The sequence below is a fragment of the Microbacterium sp. Y355 genome (assembly GCF_059445345.1).
Map to the genome: position 1 here is coordinate 2,004,680 of NZ_JCAIUD010000001.1, position 14,892 is coordinate 2,019,571.

The 14,892-nt window shown below is 64.9% G+C and carries 12 protein-coding genes; 8 read left to right on the top strand and 4 right to left on the bottom strand.

Features of this window, described 5'->3' with window-relative positions; genetic code table 11:
* Positions 1-99: 99 nt before the first annotated feature.
* The 5 genes from AC1C2O_RS09685 to AC1C2O_RS09705 are packed head-to-tail and all read left to right on the top strand — an operon-like array spanning position 100 to position 4,784.
* Positions 100-891, top strand: a complete 792-nt coding sequence (locus tag AC1C2O_RS09685) for an ABC transporter ATP-binding protein (protein WP_495430224.1) — start codon at positions 100-102, stop codon at positions 889-891.
* The gene (locus AC1C2O_RS09690) at positions 888-1,658 is read left to right on the top strand and encodes an ABC transporter ATP-binding protein (protein WP_495430225.1); all 771 of its coding nucleotides are present in this window, start codon (positions 888-890) and stop codon (positions 1,656-1,658) included. The genes AC1C2O_RS09685 and AC1C2O_RS09690 overlap by 4 nt, the downstream gene beginning before the upstream one ends.
* The gene (locus AC1C2O_RS09695; RefSeq protein WP_495430226.1) at positions 1,655-2,536 is read left to right on the top strand and encodes a branched-chain amino acid ABC transporter permease; all 882 of its coding nucleotides are present in this window, start codon (positions 1,655-1,657) and stop codon (positions 2,534-2,536) included. Before AC1C2O_RS09690 ends, AC1C2O_RS09695 begins: the two co-directional genes overlap by 4 nt.
* Positions 2,533-3,564 (top strand): branched-chain amino acid ABC transporter permease, encoded by a 1,032-nt coding sequence (locus AC1C2O_RS09700; RefSeq protein WP_495430227.1) that lies wholly within the window; start codon positions 2,533-2,535, stop codon positions 3,562-3,564. Before AC1C2O_RS09695 ends, AC1C2O_RS09700 begins: the two co-directional genes overlap by 4 nt.
* Positions 3,561-4,784, top strand: a complete 1,224-nt coding sequence (locus tag AC1C2O_RS09705; RefSeq protein ID WP_495430228.1) for an ABC transporter substrate-binding protein — start codon at positions 3,561-3,563, stop codon at positions 4,782-4,784. The genes AC1C2O_RS09700 and AC1C2O_RS09705 overlap by 4 nt, the downstream gene beginning before the upstream one ends.
* 59 nt (positions 4,785-4,843) lie before the next feature.
* Here the strand turns inward: AC1C2O_RS09705 and AC1C2O_RS09710 are convergent, their stop codons facing one another.
* Positions 4,844-5,845, bottom strand: a complete 1,002-nt coding sequence (locus AC1C2O_RS09710) for a LacI family DNA-binding transcriptional regulator (protein WP_495430229.1) — start codon at positions 5,843-5,845, stop codon at positions 4,844-4,846.
* Between the two features lie 159 nt (positions 5,846-6,004).
* On the opposite strand from AC1C2O_RS09710, the gene AC1C2O_RS09715 reads away from it, so the two are divergent.
* The 3 genes from AC1C2O_RS09715 to AC1C2O_RS09725 all read left to right on the top strand — a co-directional run bounded on the left by AC1C2O_RS09715 (position 6,005) and on the right by AC1C2O_RS09725 (position 10,435).
* Positions 6,005-6,352 carry an L-rhamnose mutarotase gene (locus AC1C2O_RS09715; RefSeq protein WP_495430230.1) on the top strand — a complete coding sequence of 116 codons (348 nt, stop codon included), beginning with the start codon at positions 6,005-6,007 and terminating at the stop codon, positions 6,350-6,352.
* Positions 6,349-7,269 carry an alpha/beta hydrolase gene (locus tag AC1C2O_RS09720; RefSeq protein ID WP_495430231.1) on the top strand — a complete coding sequence of 307 codons (921 nt, stop codon included), beginning with the start codon at positions 6,349-6,351 and terminating at the stop codon, positions 7,267-7,269. The genes AC1C2O_RS09715 and AC1C2O_RS09720 overlap by 4 nt, the downstream gene beginning before the upstream one ends.
* Before the next feature lie 148 nt (positions 7,270-7,417).
* Positions 7,418-10,435, top strand: a complete 3,018-nt coding sequence (locus AC1C2O_RS09725) for an MGH1-like glycoside hydrolase domain-containing protein (RefSeq protein ID WP_495430232.1) — start codon at positions 7,418-7,420, stop codon at positions 10,433-10,435.
* 82 nt (positions 10,436-10,517) lie between these two features.
* Here the strand turns inward: AC1C2O_RS09725 and AC1C2O_RS09730 are convergent, their stop codons facing one another.
* Genes AC1C2O_RS09730 through AC1C2O_RS09740 form a run of 3 tightly spaced genes read right to left on the bottom strand, consistent with a single transcriptional unit; the run spans position 10,518 to position 14,889 of the window.
* Positions 10,518-13,109: a family 78 glycoside hydrolase catalytic domain gene (locus AC1C2O_RS09730; protein WP_495430233.1), complete on the bottom strand. Its 2,592-nt coding sequence runs from the start codon at positions 13,107-13,109 to the stop codon at positions 10,518-10,520.
* Positions 13,106-13,933, bottom strand: a complete 828-nt coding sequence (locus AC1C2O_RS09735; RefSeq protein WP_495430234.1) for a carbohydrate ABC transporter permease — start codon at positions 13,931-13,933, stop codon at positions 13,106-13,108. Before AC1C2O_RS09735 ends, AC1C2O_RS09730 begins: the two co-directional genes overlap by 4 nt.
* A complete protein-coding gene (locus AC1C2O_RS09740; RefSeq protein WP_495430235.1) occupies positions 13,933-14,889 on the bottom strand; it encodes a carbohydrate ABC transporter permease in 957 nt (318 codons plus the stop codon). The genes AC1C2O_RS09735 and AC1C2O_RS09740 overlap by 1 nt, the downstream gene beginning before the upstream one ends.
* Positions 14,890-14,892: the final 3 nt, after the last annotated feature.

The window sequence follows — 14,892 nt, forward strand, 5'->3', positions numbered from 1 at the left end:
GCCCCGCTATCACCATCATCGATGAGCGCATAACAAGAAGCCTCTTTCCCGCCGCGGCGCGGTCGACTGTCATTGCAAGAGAACAAGGGAGTTCTTTTGATGACGAAATCGTCAGTACCAGCACTCCGACTCATCGACGTCGGGATCGGCTTCCGCGGAGTGCGCGCGCTCGACTCGGTGACCTTCGACGTCCCGCAGGGTGGCGTCAGCGCCGTCATCGGTCCCAACGGCGCCGGGAAGACCACGCTCTTCAACTGCGTCAGCGGCATCTACCGGCACGAAGGCTCGATCCTCCTTGAGGGCAATGCGCTCGACGGCAAGCGCGCGTTCCGTCGTCCGGGCGCCGGTATCGCCCGGACATTCCAGACCCCGGTGCTGCTGGACGACCAGGACGTGCTCACGAACGTGATGCTCGGCTCCTACACCCGCACGCACGCCGGCATCTTCGCACCCCTCTGGTCCCCGGCCCGCGTGCGCCGCGAGGAACGCGCCGTCCGCGAGAAGGCGATGGCCATCATCGAGCGCGTCGGACTTCGCACTCACGCGTGGACTCCGGCCGGGGCCCTCGCTCATGGCGACCGGCGCCGCGTCGAGATCGCTCGCGCGCTCATCGCTGAGCCCCGGTTGCTCATGCTCGATGAGCCGGCGGCTGGGCTGAGCGAGCAGGAGGCGAACGCTCTCATGGATCTCGTCGTCGCGCACGGCGCTGAGACGGGGATGACGTGCGTGCTCGTGGAGCACGATGTTGCCCTCGTCATGCGCTATGCGACCACGATCGCCGTACTCGACGCCGGCCGGCTCCTCGCCGTCGGCGCTGCCGCGGAGATCCAGAAGAACCCCGCGGTCGTCGCGGCGTACCTCGGAACCGACGTGGAGGTCGATGCGACGTGAGTCTCCTAAGTCTGCGCGGCGTCACCGCCGCATACGGGAAGGTCGAAGTGCTGCACGGCATCGATCTCGATATCGACGAGGGCAGCATCGTGGCGGTGCTCGGACCGAACGGCGCCGGCAAGACCTCGCTCCTCCGCGCGATCAGCCGCACCATCGCCGTCAACGGCACCCGCACCTTCGCCGGCACCGACATCGCACGGTTGCGCACTCCCCAGATCGCCCGGCTCGGCGTCGGACATGTTCCTGAGGGCCGCGGCACCTTCTCAGACTTCACCGTCGAGGAGAACCTCCGTCTCGGCAGCGTCGCGCGGCCGTCGGCACGGCGCACCGACAGCGCGGCCGACCTCGCGCGCATCTTCCGCTCGTTCCCGATCCTGGAGGAGTTCCGGAAGCGCCCGGCCGGAGCGCTCTCAGGCGGGCAGGCGCAGATGCTCGCGATCGCCCGGGCTCTCCTGGCACGGCCTCGGCTGCTGCTCGTCGACGAGCCGTCCCTCGGACTTGCGCCTCTGACTACCAAGGAGCTGTTCTCCCAGTTCACGGCGCTGCGCACGGAATGGGACCTCACGGTGCTCCTCGCGGAACAGAACGCACGGCTTTCGCTGGCGGTCGCCGATCGAGTGGTGCTGCTCAGCCGCGGCCGCGTCGTCCACGACGGACCTGCAGCCGAATACCAGTCGACCGATGCCTTGCAGGCCCACTATCTCGGCGGCGCATCGTCGCCCGCCGACCAGACATCCCCCGTAGGCCCGAAGGAGGGCTCCGCATGATCGAGTTCATCCAGATCTCACTCGACGGTCTGATGACCGGGCTGGTCTACGCAGCTCTCGCACTGGCCCTGAGCGTCATCTTCCAGGGAACCGGGATGCTCAATCTCGCCCAGGGCGAGATGGCTGTGCTCGCGGCATACATCTCCTATACGGTTCTGCTCCTCGGGCTCCCGCTGTGGCTCGCCATCCCGATCGCGATCGTCGTCTCCGCGGTGGTCGGCGCCGCGATCTACTTCTTCGTCGTGCGATGGGTGGACCGACGCAACCAGACGGCGCTCACCACGCTCGGCGTCACCCTGCTGCTGGGCGTCAGCGCCGTGATCAGCATGATCTGGGGCACGGATCCACACAGATTCCCCCCGCTCTTCGGAACCTGGGTCTTCCACTTCGGCGGAGTGCGACTAACGAGCCAGCAGGTGGCAGGGGTCGTCCTCGTCGGCGGTGCGATGATCGCCATGGCGCTCCTGCTCACCCGCACAGATTTCGGGCTGCGCCTGCGCGCGGTGGCGCAGAACCAATCGTCGGCTGCGCTACTCGGGCTCTCGGGCGGCCTCTGGCTCGCAACGGGATGGGCGGTAGCCAGTGGCGTCGGCACGATCGCCGGCGTCGTGGCTGCTCCCACGCTTGGGTTGTCACCCGGCATGATGACGGTGCCGCTGCTGATGGCACTGGCTGCGACGAACCTCGGCGGGATCACCAGTCGTGTCGGCGTCGTCCTCGGCGGACTGATCATCGGGGTGCTTGCCGCTCTGGGCGGACGTTACGTCCCCGGGCTGGGCGGGGATCTCAACGTCCTCCTGGCGTTCGGGGTCGTGATCGTGGTCGTGCTGTTCAAGCCCGCCGGCCTGTTCGGCCGTGAGAGCACGGTGCGCGCATGATGGCTTCACTGCGGACCTGGCTGCCGCGCGGTATCGCGGTCGTGGCGATCATCGTCGGCATCCTGATGCCCTTCCTCGTCTCCGACTACGACCTGTTTTCGATGAGCCGCGTGCTCGCGGTCGCCCTCGGCGTCGTGAGCCTGAACCTCCTGATGGGCTCCTCCGGCCAGATCAGCCTGGGACACGGCGCAATCTTCGGCGTCGGCGGCTACGCGGCAATGATGCTGATGCGCTTCATGGAGTGGCCGATCGGCTTGGCCGTTCTCGGCGCGGTCGTCCTGTGCATAGTGCTCGGCGTAATCCTCGGGTTCCCCGGCGTCCGTTTAGGCGGATTCAATCTCGGTCTCCTGACGATCGTGATCGCTGCACTTTTCCCGATCCTGCTCTACCGCTTCTCCGACTTCACTGGCGGTCAGGCAGGCATCACCCTCAGTGGCGCGGGGCTGATCTCCCCCACGGATGCCCTCACGGACGCCCAGTGGGCGTATCTGGTCATACTCCTCGTGCTTCTGGCGTGCGTGGGGATGCTCCGAGGCATCGTCTCCGGACGAACGGGCCGCGCGCTCGCCGCAGTACGGGCTTCGCCGATCCTGGCCGCTTCGATGGGCGTCAACGCCGACCGACTCAAGCTGGTCGTGTTCGTCATCAGCTCGGCTCTCGCCGGCCTTGGCGGCGCCCTCTACGCCTTCGTGCTCGGACTCGTCGTGCCGGAGTCGTATCCGCTCGTCTTCTCGATCACACTGCTCGTCGCATCCGTCGTGGGCGGCAGCCGATCCTGGTGGGGCGCGATCATCGGCGCCGCTGTCATCGTCTACCTCCCGACATGGTTCAGCGAAGCGGTGCCTGGTGACACCTCGGCGTATCTCGCGCAGCTGATCTTCGCGATCGTGCTCGGCGTGTGCATCATCGTCGCCCCCGGCGGCATCGCCGGCCTGCTCTCGCGTCTGTACCGCTCGGTCTGGCCGGCTCACGCCGTCCAACCGCGTCCCTCCGTTCCCGCCCAACCCGACCCACAGGAGATTCGATGACGAAGTCCATCCGCCGCGGCGCGCTGACGACTGTCGCGCTGCTCGGCACCATAACCCTCGCCCTTTCCGCCTGCACTCCACGAGGCGGTGAAACAGGGCAGTCGCCGGAAGGCGAAGACAAGGCACCGATCGTCATCGGCGTCAGCTGGCCACTGAGCGGTCCGGCCGGTTCCGTCGCGCCGGGGCTGGCCGGCATCGAGACGTACATCGCAGAGACCAACGAGGATGGCGGGATCGACGGGCACCCCATCGAGCTCGTCACCGCTGACGACGCGTACGATCCGGCACGCCTGGTCGAGAACCAGCGCAAGTTCGTCGAGAAGGACGGCGCCGTCCTGGTGGTCAACTTCGGCGGCATCTCCATCGCCGGACGCGACTACCTCAAGCAGAACGATGTGGCTGGCGTGTCCCTGGCGGGCAACTCTCCCCTCAGCGACATCGAGAACTATCCCCTCCAGCGTGCCTTCTGGCCTGATGTCGCGTGGGAGGGCGAGCTCCAGGCACAGTGGATCACCGAGCAGAACCCGGATGCCGTCGTCGGATACGTCGGATTCAACAACGATCTGAGCGAGAGCCAGCTCGCGGGCCTCGCCGCCGGCGGCGTGGTTCCTGCTGAGCAGGCGCTGGTCGCACCCGGGACGTCCGACCTCAGCGCTCAGGTTAGCCAGTTCCAGGCCGCAGGCGTGGACACGCTCGTCGTCAACATCGGCGCACCGACCGTCGGCGCGCTGCTCGGATACATTCACCAGATCGGATGGAAGCCGACGCTGATGCTCGGATCCACGACGTCGGACTTCACTGCCGCCATCAACCAGGCGACGCCCCCGGCGGTCGAGGGCGCGTACGCCTTCAAGTGGTACATGGACCCGTCCGATCCGCTCTTCGCCGAGGACGAGCGCTATCTCGCGTACGCCGAGGCGATGACCGCGCAGGGCCACGAGGACGACATTGGTGACTCGCTAGCGTTCAGCGGATATGGCCTCGCAGCGGCGATCGTCGGTGCCCTGGGGCAGGCCGAGTCGCTCGACAGCGAAGGATTCGTCGCCGCTTGGGACTCGCTGTCCGACCTGGAGAACCCGCTGACGCTCCCCGGCATCACCTTCGATTCCGGTCCTGACGGGCGCATCGTCTTTCAATTCCAGCTGAGCCGGTTTGACGGCACCAGCTGGCAGCCAGAGGGCGAGATCGTCGACGTCCGGGAACTCGGGATCGTCGAGTAGCACGATTGATGGGGGCGGCGGCCAATCGGCTGGCGCCCCCATCCTGTTCGGAAGGTCTCTCAGCCGGAGGTCGACTGACGAATCACCAGCTCGGGCTGGAACCGAACGTTGCGCTCATAGGCGCCGTCCGGGTCATCGATGAAGCGCAGCAGCAGGTCGACCGCGGTGTGCCCGATCAGCTGCGCCGGCTGACGGATCGAACTCAGCGGTACGACGGTCGCAGCAGCGAAGTCAATGTCGTCATACCCGATCAGCGCGATATCCTCGGGCACTCGCACCGTGCTGAACATAGATAAGGCCTGCAACAGGCCGACCGCCAACAGGTCGTTCGCTGCGAAGATCGCTTCCGGCCTGACTGTGCGCCCCACGATCGTCTCGCCAGCAGCGCGGCCGTTGAGCACCGTGAGCGCAGGCATCTCGATCACCTCGATGCTCGCTCCCGGCGTCTCCTCTACGGCACGCTGTGCGCCGAGCAAGCGGTTCGCGACCTGCGCGATCGATGCCGGTCCCCCGATGAATGCGATCCGCCGTCGACCGATATCGATCAGGTGCCGCACCGCGAGATATCCGCCCTCGACATCATCCACTGACACCGAGCAGAAGGCACTTCCTGGCAGCTCATGGTCGACGAGGACGACGGGGATGCCGGCATTCTGCACCCGCTCGAGCTTGTCGACGTCATCGGATGCCGGGCTGATCAGCACGCCGTTCACGCGCTGCTCGCGGAACAGATCGAGGTAGCGGTCCTCGCGCGAAGAATCCTCATCACTGTTGCCGAGCAGCACTGACAGCCGATTCTCTTCAGCTCTGGCCTCAGCTCCGCGAGCGACGTCCCCAAAGAATGGGTTACCGGCGTCGGGCACGACGAGGCCGATACTCCGGCTCCGACCGGCTCGCAGCTGACGGGCCGCGTCGTTGCGCACGAAGCCCAACTCCTCGATCGCCGCTTGGACACGCTGAACCGTCGTTTCGGCGACCTTTTCTGGTCGATTCAGCACGTTGGAGATCGTGCCCACCGACACTCCGGCCGCGGCCGCTACCTCGCGCACGCTCACTGCCACCTGGTTCTCCTCCTTGGGTGATGTCCGCGAGTGTACGGCATCGCCGTCTCGCAGACCTCGTCGGCCGCATGCTCGCTGCTGCATTCGCAGGTATTGCGCTCGCTGTCTCATCACTCTACGCTTGAAACGATTCATACCTTGATCGAGGAGCCCTCAACGATGACCGCCCCCACCCGCATCTGCTTTCAACTCCAGGTCCGACCCGAACTGCTGGACGAGTACCTCGCCAGGCACTCCCCCGTCTGGCCGGAGATGCTCGCGGAGATCGCGGCCTCAGGCCGCCGCAACTACTCGCTCTTCCTGGGTGAAGGCGGAACGCTGATCGGCTACTACGAGACCGACGACGATGCGGCCGCTCAGTCCTACCTCGCCGAGTCGGCGATCGCCGCTCGCTGGGAAGCGGAGATGGCGCGGTTCTTTGTCGACCTCTCCGGCCGGCCCGATCAAGCCGCGACTCCCCTCACTGAGGTTTTCAATCTGGCGGAGCAGCTCTCCGAATCCGCATGAGCGCCTCCTCGCCCGCCACGCTGGCCGACACCATCCGTGTTCTTGAGAACGGCACCTCTGATCCTGACCCGAGAACGGATATCGACACACGATCGTTGATCGCGGCGTACCCAGAATTCGCAGATGTAGCCATCGCGAATGTGCGTATCCCCGGCAGCATTGGCGACATCGACGTGCGTGTCTACACACCCAAGGGTCCGCCAGCGGGCGGACTCGTCTGGGCGCACGGCGGCAGCTTCATCGGCGGCAACCTGGACATGCCGGAGAGCCATTGGGTGAGCCTCTCCGTGGCGTCGGCGGGCTTCACCGTCGTCGCCGTCGAGTACACCAAGGCACTCTTCGGCGTGCGCTTCCCCGTTCCCTCGCTGGATCTGCTCGCCGCCTGGGACTGGGCAATCGCCGAACTCGGGCTCGATCCCCAGAGGCTGCACGTCGGCGGGGCGAGCGCCGGCGGCAATCTCGCCGCTGGCGTCGGAGTCCGACTCCGAGACCGCGGACAGCTGCCCGCATCAGTGGTCTTGGTCTATCCCCTGCTGCACAGCACGCTCCCCGAGGGCACCCCGGAGGCACTCGAGGCCATCGCGACAGTCCCGAACGAGGCACAGTTCCCGCAGAGCATGGTCAGTCAGATCGCCCTAAACTACGTCGGCGACGAGCAACTGCTCCAGCATCCGTACGCCTTCGCAGGATATGCCGATCTGGCAGGTCTTCCGCCGACGCTGATCCTGAACTCCGACCGAGACGAACACCGACTCTCTAGCGAAGAGTTCGCAAGAAAGGCCATACTGGCGGGCGTTCCAGTGCATGAGTACTGCGAGCCGGGCAGCGTGCACGGACACCTCGATCGACCGCACACACCTGAGGCGCAGCGCAGCATCCTGCAACTCATCGATTGGCTGCGTACCGGCGGACGGTAAAACCGACCACTCTTGACAGGGTCGATCTCCGATGAATACTCTCGTTCTCTGAAAGCTTTCAAGGTAGAAGGCTGGCTTCCCCCGAAGCTCGCTGACAGCACGATATGGCACTCCGCCACCACCGCCGACCGAGCAACCGGAGAATCCAATGAGCAATAGCATCATGCGCTTCCGACTGAGCCGCCGCACCCTCTTGCAGGGCGCAGGAGGCGGTCTACTACTGGCCGCCGGCGGCCTCATCCTTCCCTCTCGCGTATCGGCCGCCCAGGCCGTTGCGACAGCGAATGAAACGTATAAATTGGAGAACGGCTTCCTCAGCCTGTCCGGCTCGTTCGGCAAGCTCACTCGATTCGCGCTCGACCCGAGTGGTGCAGGCAACTACGAGCCTTCCTCCTTCGAATCCGTGTTCATCGGCGCGGAAGACTACTTCGACGCGGGGTTCAACTCGGGTGTCACCCACACGCTCAGCGCCACGAAACTGAGCCTGTCCGGCATCCAACTGCCGTCCGTCGCGAACCTCACCCAGTCGCAGGTCGGCTCCCCCGTTCCGATGAGCACCGGCCAGACGCTCGGGCAGTCCTTTACGACGTCGATGTATCGGTTCTCGAAGGTTGGCGGCCAGCTCCCCACGTGGGGCAGCCAGAGCTCCGGCGTGACGATGACGCTGTACGCCGGCACCCCCGAAACGACGCTCACACAGATCGCTCAAGAAGTGTTCAACCCTCTGCAGGACAACGGATGGGCGTACTTGAACGTGCCCAGCCAGCCGGCCGGCAACTACTATCTCGAGATGTCCAGTCCCACGGGAACGCCCGGCTGGTGGAGCCATCTCGGCGGCACCACCGTCGACGTCAAGGGTTTCGCCTACAACAACCGCCAGCGCTCGACGGAGCGGACGATGTCTCTCGACGTCGCGGGATTCAACGTCGACGGCACTGCGACGTGGGATCTCGAGCTCGACGGAGGAAGCCTCACCTCCACGTACGACATCCAGTGGCTGGCCGAAGGCAGAGCCGACCCCGGACTGATGCTCAACGCACCGTGGATCAAGGACGGCTACTCCGTCGCGTATGGCGATGGCATCCGGTTCAACCGGTTCTGGAGCGACACCGGCGACTACATGCCAGCCGAGCAGCTGAAGCGCCGTGGGGCATGGATTACCCCGGTGGGCGGAACTGCCAGCGTGACCGCTACGGGTGGCGGACCATACGACCTGCGGATTACCGGCGATACGCCGGTGCTCGATGGAACGATGAGCGCGGAGACGATGGCGCTCACCCTCAATTCCGGCAGCGCCGAAGCGGCGACCCAGTTGTCTCGAACCATCGGCTTCGTCGCCGAGACGCACACCGAAGTGCTCCCCGACATCTTCCCCCTCTTCACGGCGTCGGATGCGACGCGGGCCACACAGCTCTCGACCTTCTACTGGGAACGCGCGCTGAGCTTTCGATTCACGAATCACGCCATGTCGTGGGCTGATTGGGAAGGGCGCATCCTGGATTGGACGGGCACGGCAGGCTCCGGGGCTCAGAAAGACACGTTGCTGAACGTGCCGCTCGACGACGACGGCTACGTCTGGGCGTGGCCGGACCGGCAGGGCTGGCCGTTCCCCGATCCGAATCTGTTCGATACGAGGCACTTCTCCTCGAACGCGCTGTACATCCTCGGCGTCTGGCGCTACTACTCCTGGACCGGAGACGAGCAGTTCCTCGCGACGACCATGCCGCGTGTGCGACGGGCGATGGACTTCTACCTCAACTCGCTCGGCGGAAGCAGCGGTCTCCTGACGATCACCTCCCCCGACCATGACGGCACAGACGGTTCGCTACCGTCCAACTACTGGGATGTGACCTCCTTCGGGTACAAGGACGCGTACGCCAACGCATACTTCTACGGGTCGCTGGAAGCGCTCATGCAACTCGAAGAGCATGCCGGCCAGAAAGAACGCGCCAAGCAGTTGAAGAAGCTGCGGAAGCTGGCCAAGGAGCAGTACAACGCAACGTTCTGGAACGAAAAAGCAGGACGGTACGTCCAGACCATCGACGTCAACGGCATTGTGCACGACTACGGATCGACCTACGTCAACCTCGAAGCCGCCTCGTTCGGGCTCCCCACACCGGAGCAGGCCGAGCGAATCTTCGACTGGCTCGACAACGGTCACACCGAGCTTCAGGAGCCGATCATCCTGATCGAGAGCGGGGGCCTTGCTCCCTCGATCGCGCCCGGCCACTCGCTCGGCCAAAGCTTCACCGCGGATGCCGGCTTCACCAGTGTCGGTGCCCGCTTCCCCACTTACGGCGCACGCGGCGCCGCGTTCACGATGACCCTGTACAGCGGACTGCCCGGGAGCTCTCCGGTCAAGATCAAGGAGCAGCACTACACCGACTGGTTCGACGGCAAAGTGGCGCACATCGACTTCGACGAGCAGGCACCTGGGGTCTACTACCTCGAAGTCTCCGATGTCACTGGCGCTCTCGCCTGGTGGTCTTCCCAGACGCCAGTTGCAGGAGTCGCTTGCTTCGCGGACGGGCAACCGGATCCTAATGCGAAGACACGGTTCATCGTGGTGCTGGCCGACCACGTCGAAGGGCCAGCCGACATCTATTCGAAGTGGGTGTTCGCACCGCGATCCACCACCCGCCGCAACAGCTACTGGTTCTTCCTGACGCACCTCGCGATCCCGTGGGGCGACGAAGTGCAAGATGGCGGCGCGATCCTCTACACATCCGGGTTCGACGTGATGGCCAGGGCGAAGTACCGCTCAGCGGATGACGCATGGCTGAGGATGACGACAATCCTCGATCGCTGGAGCGAACCCGACCACATCTCCGGCGGCTCCCCCCTGTTCCGCGGCGAGACGACGGTCGACGGCGCAGCTGCCGGCAAGTCTGTGGGCACCGATATCCCGTTCCCCGAGAGCGGCCTGGTGCCAGCGAGCTTCCTCTACGCCTTCGTCGGCGTCGAAGCAGCACCGGACGCCCTCGTCATCACCCCGAACCTGCCGTCGAGCCTGTCCGATGCGGGAGTGCGCCACCTGCGCTGGCGAGGGAAGAAGCTCGACATCGTCGCCACCCGAGAGACGGTCACCGTTACCGGCGACGGGGTGCAGTTCACCCAGAAGTACAAGTCCGGTGAGTCTGTGAAGCTCAAGGCAAAAGCACTCTGATCGAACAGTAATCGGGCCGCGGCGGCTGCCGCGGCCCGATTACTGTTTCTCGATCATTGCGGCGCTCATCACCGCAGCTCGATCACCGCAGCTCGAGGCGCGATTCGAACTCGTGGCTACCGTGCGTGGCCGTCGTCGCGTACTCAGCACCGGGAAGCCACACGTTCGCGGTGACTCCGTACGGGATCGTCAACTGCAGCCGGACCACGTCCCCATCGAGACGCCAGTCGACCGCGATCTCACCATACGGCGAGAGGTGCCGCGCGGAGGCGGACGAGAGATCGCCCAGGATGCGCGGTCGAACCTCGACGGTGCGGTAGCCCGGTTCCGTCGGTGCGAGCCCTGCAATACTGCGATGCATCCAGTCGGCGACCGCACCGTAGGCGTAGTGATTGAACGACGTCATCGACCCGGGGTTGATCGACCCGTCAGGCAGCATCGAGTCCCAGCGCTCCCAGACCGTCGTCGCCCCCATCGAAACGGCATACAGCCACGACGGGCACGACTCTTCAAACAGCATCCGATACGCAAGATCCGGGCGTCCGGCGCGTGTCAGTGCGTCAAGGATCACCGGAGTGCCGACGAAGCCGGTGCTGACCCGATAGCCCGCCGCGATTACGAGATCGGCCAGTCGTTCGCCCGCACCCTGACGTTGGCTGTCGGTGTCCAGCAAGTCGCCGACGATGGCCAGCGCATAGACGGTCTGACAGTCGCTGCGGACCAAGCCGTCGGCGCTGACGTACTCCGCGATGAACGCCGCACGCACCTGTCGTTCGAGTGCCGAGTATTCGTCGGCGTCACTGGTGCGACCCAACAGGTCCGCTGTCCGTGCCACGATTCCAACAGACTTCGCGAAGTACGCGGTGGCAACGACCGCAGGATCTGCCTGGGCGCGCGCCGCGTCTTCGGGCGGCGCAGTCGGATCAAGCCAGTCCCCGAACTGAGGTCCGGTGTTCCACAGCAGGTCCGCACCAACGATCCCTCTGACCTTCTCCACCCACGCTCGCATCGACGCGTACTGACGATCGAGCACGCCGACGTCGCCGTACGCGAGGTGCAGCGCTTCAGGCACAATCGTCGCCGCGTCACTCCAGGCCGCTCCGGCAGGATCCGGGTCGCGGAGAACGTCAGGGATGACATACGGGACGCCGCCGTCCGGCTTCTGCTCTGCGGCGAGGTCGCCCAGCCATTCCGAGATAAACCCCGCACTGTCGTAGAGGAACGTCGCCGTTGGCGCAAAGATCTGAAGGTCTCCGGTCCATCCGAGCCGCTCGTCTCGCTGCGGGCAGTCCGTCGGCACAGCGAGGAAGTTGCCGCGCATGCTCCACACGACGTTCTCGTGCAGCCGGTTGATGCGGGATTCGGAGGATTCGAACCACCCGGTACGTTCCAGATCCGAGCCGAGCACCAGCGCCTCGATGTCGTCGAGGGCGAGATCCGCCACTCCCTCGACTTCGGCGTAGCGGAAACCGTTGAAAGTGAACGTCGGGCGCAGAATCTCGTCCGGGCTACCGCTGAGCGTGTAGGTGCAGGTGGCCTGCGCACTGCGCAGTGGACGCACGCCCAGCTCGCCGTGCTCGAGGACCTCTGCGTGTCGCACCGTGACGGTGTCGCCGGCGCGGCCGTTGACGCGAAGGCGCACCCATCCGACCAGGTTCTGACCGAAGTCGATGATCGTTCGGCCAGAGGGTGTCGTCAGCAGCTCGACGGGTGCCCGCGTCTCGGTGATCCGGACGGGGGGACCTGACGGACTGATCAACCGGGCGAAGCCGCCCTCCAGCACGTCGACAGTGTCTACAACCTTGCCCTCAGGCGTATCGGTGATCCGCAGATCCCTGCGCTGGCCGTCGTAGAAGTCGTCGAACAGGATGCTGCTGTGCACCGCTCCCCAGGTGCCATCCGTCCCGAACGTCTTGCGCGTTCCGTCGGCAAAGACCACCTCGAGCTGCGCGAGCACGGCAAGGCGGTCACCGTAACTCGATCGATTTCCCGGCCAGACCAGCTGACCTCGATACCAGCCGTTGCCCACGAGCGCGTACAGGTCATTGGAACCGGCGCGAAGAAGATCGGTGACATCGTATGTCCGATAGCGGAGCCGCTTCTCATATGCGGTCCACCCTGGGGCGAAGACGTCGTCGCCCACTCGCGACCCGTTGATGGTGAACTCGACGATCCCGTGAGCGGTGAGGTGCAGCCGCGCCGAGACCGGAGCCGCATCGAGGTCGGCCCGGCCGAACAACAGCGGAGCCGGATCGTTCAGGCCTGCGATGGTCGACGGGCTGATCAGCTGCTTCGTCCAGTCGCTCGCCATGAGGAGGCCGGTTTCGATGGCCAGCTCTGCACTGAACGGAGTCCATTCCCCTCTGCTCGCCACACGGACGCTCACCACGACCTGCTCGCGCGACACCAACGGCGCGAACGGCCAGGGCACATACAGCTGCTCGCCCGATTCCACCTCGACGCGCTCGACGGTGCCGTCCGCACGTTCGGCCTGCACCTCATAGCGGTCAGAGTGCCAATCGCTCGGAGCAGATTCGATCCGCCACGACAGCCGGGGCGTGGCCGAGCCGATACCGAGAGCCTCGTCGAAGTACTCCGCGCGCAGCCGAACGACGGCAGCGGGGGCTTGCGATTGTGGTGACACGTGCTGCAGCGAGACTGACTTGGCCCTCACTCGAGACCCGTTCCGGCGATGCCCTTGAGGTACCACTTCTGGAACACGATGAACACGATCAGCACCGGCAGCATCGAGATCACGGCGCCGGCAAGACCAACCGAAGGCGAAATCACGGAGTTCTCGCCACCGGCGAGAGGCGCCAGTGCCACGTTGATGACCCTGTTGGCGGGATTCGGCGCGATCACCTGCGGCCAGATGTACATGTTCCACGCGGTCAGGAAGCTGATCGAGCAGAACGTCGCGAGCGCGGGCTTTGCCAGGGGAAGGGCGATTGACGTGAGTACACGCCCCCAGCTCGCCCCGTCGATGCGTGCTGCCTCGATGAGGCCTGCTGGCATCGTCGCGAAAAACTGTCGGAACAGCAGAATCGCGAATGCGCACTGAGCCGCCATCGGGATGATGAGTCCGGCGTAGGTGTTCAGCCAGCCCAACTGGAATGTGACGATGAAAAGCGGAATCAACGTCAGGTTGCCTGGAATGAACATCGGTACGATCAGCGTCGCCATCACGGCCGCAGACCACTTGAACGGGATCTTCGCAAGCGCGAATGCTGCGGGCAATGAGAGCAGTAGCTGAAGGCCGACGATTCCGAGGCTGAAGATAAAGGTGTTGGCGATCACCTGCGGGGTGAGGAAGTTCCAGGCGTCGGCGAAGTTCTGCCAGATCGGGGTCTCAGGCAGAAGCGGCCGCGGAAATGCCGAGACCTCGGCGGCGGACTGGAGAGACCCAGAGACCATGAAAAGCAGAGGCGCGGCCATGATGAGGCCGCCGATGACAATCGCCAGGTAGCGGAGCGTGGCGTGCAGAGGAGAAGTACGCATCAGCTGCGCTCCTTTCGGATTCGCACGATAAAGCGCACGAGCAGGACGATGGCGATCATGAGGACGAGCTGGAACAGCGAGAGTGCACTCGCGTATCCGATGTCACGTTCAGAGAAGGCGACCTTGTAGGAGTACAGGGCGATCGACTGCGTAGTGCCGAGCGGGCCGCCATCGGTCATGATGAGCGCGATCTCGAACGACCCGCTCACGAAGCTGACGGCCTGGAGAACGGCGATGAGAATCGTGGTGCCCCACACGTTCGGCCAGGTCATTGACCAGATCTGGCGCCACTTGCTCGCGCCGTCGAGTGATGCGGCGGCGTAGATGTCATCCGATACTCGCTGGAGCCCTGCCATGTACAAAATGATGACGATCGGAAGGCCGCCCCAGATCATCATGATGACGAGGGCCGGCCGCGCCCAGGTGAGGTCGGAGAGCCAGATCGGCCCATCGATTCCGACCCCCGCAAGCAACTGGTTAATGAGGCCATGCTGGCTGTACAGGTTGACCCAGATCAGCGCTGAAACGGCGGCCGAAGCGATCATCGGCGCAAAGTAAAAGACGCGGATCGCGCCCGTTCCCGGAAGTTTCGTGTTGACGAGAACTGCCAGGACGAAGCCGATCACGATTGTCGGGATGACTCCCATCACAACGAACAGGGCGGTGACCCCGAGGGCCTGCCACATGTCCTTGTCGCCGAACAGGCGGACGATGTTGTCGAGCCCTACCCACTGCGGTGTGCCGAAGAGATCCCAATCGAAAAAGGTCAGAACCAGGCCGCCCACCGCGGGGAGGATGACGAACGCCGTGAATGCGAGCATCCCGGGTGTCAGGAAGGCAGCTGCGGTCAGCGCGTCGGCGCGTTTGGCTCGCCGACTTCCTGGTCTTTCAGCCGGAATGGCCGGCTTCTTCTCGCCCTGTCTGGGCAATGGCATATCAAGGATGGGGGTGGACACTGC

Bases quoted from the DNA above. Each gene is read 5' to 3' on its own strand.
- AC1C2O_RS09720 (WP_495430231.1), top strand. From the start codon at position 6,349: ATGAGCGCCTCCTCGCCCGCCACGCTGGCCGACACCATCCGTGTTCTT.
- AC1C2O_RS09725 (WP_495430232.1), top strand. From the start codon at position 7,418: ATGAGCAATAGCATCATGCGCTTCCGACTGAGCCGCCGCACCCTCTTG.
- AC1C2O_RS09685 (WP_495430224.1), top strand. From the start codon at position 100: ATGACGAAATCGTCAGTACCAGCACTCCGACTCATCGACGTCGGGATC.
- AC1C2O_RS09735 (WP_495430234.1), bottom strand. From the start codon at position 13,933: ATGCGTACTTCTCCTCTGCACGCCACGCTCCGCTACCTGGCGATTGTC.
- AC1C2O_RS09715 (WP_495430230.1), top strand. From the start codon at position 6,005: ATGACCGCCCCCACCCGCATCTGCTTTCAACTCCAGGTCCGACCCGAA.
- AC1C2O_RS09695 (WP_495430226.1), top strand. From the start codon at position 1,655: ATGATCGAGTTCATCCAGATCTCACTCGACGGTCTGATGACCGGGCTG.
- AC1C2O_RS09700 (WP_495430227.1), top strand. From the start codon at position 2,533: ATGATGGCTTCACTGCGGACCTGGCTGCCGCGCGGTATCGCGGTCGTG.
- AC1C2O_RS09705 (WP_495430228.1), top strand. From the start codon at position 3,561: ATGACGAAGTCCATCCGCCGCGGCGCGCTGACGACTGTCGCGCTGCTC.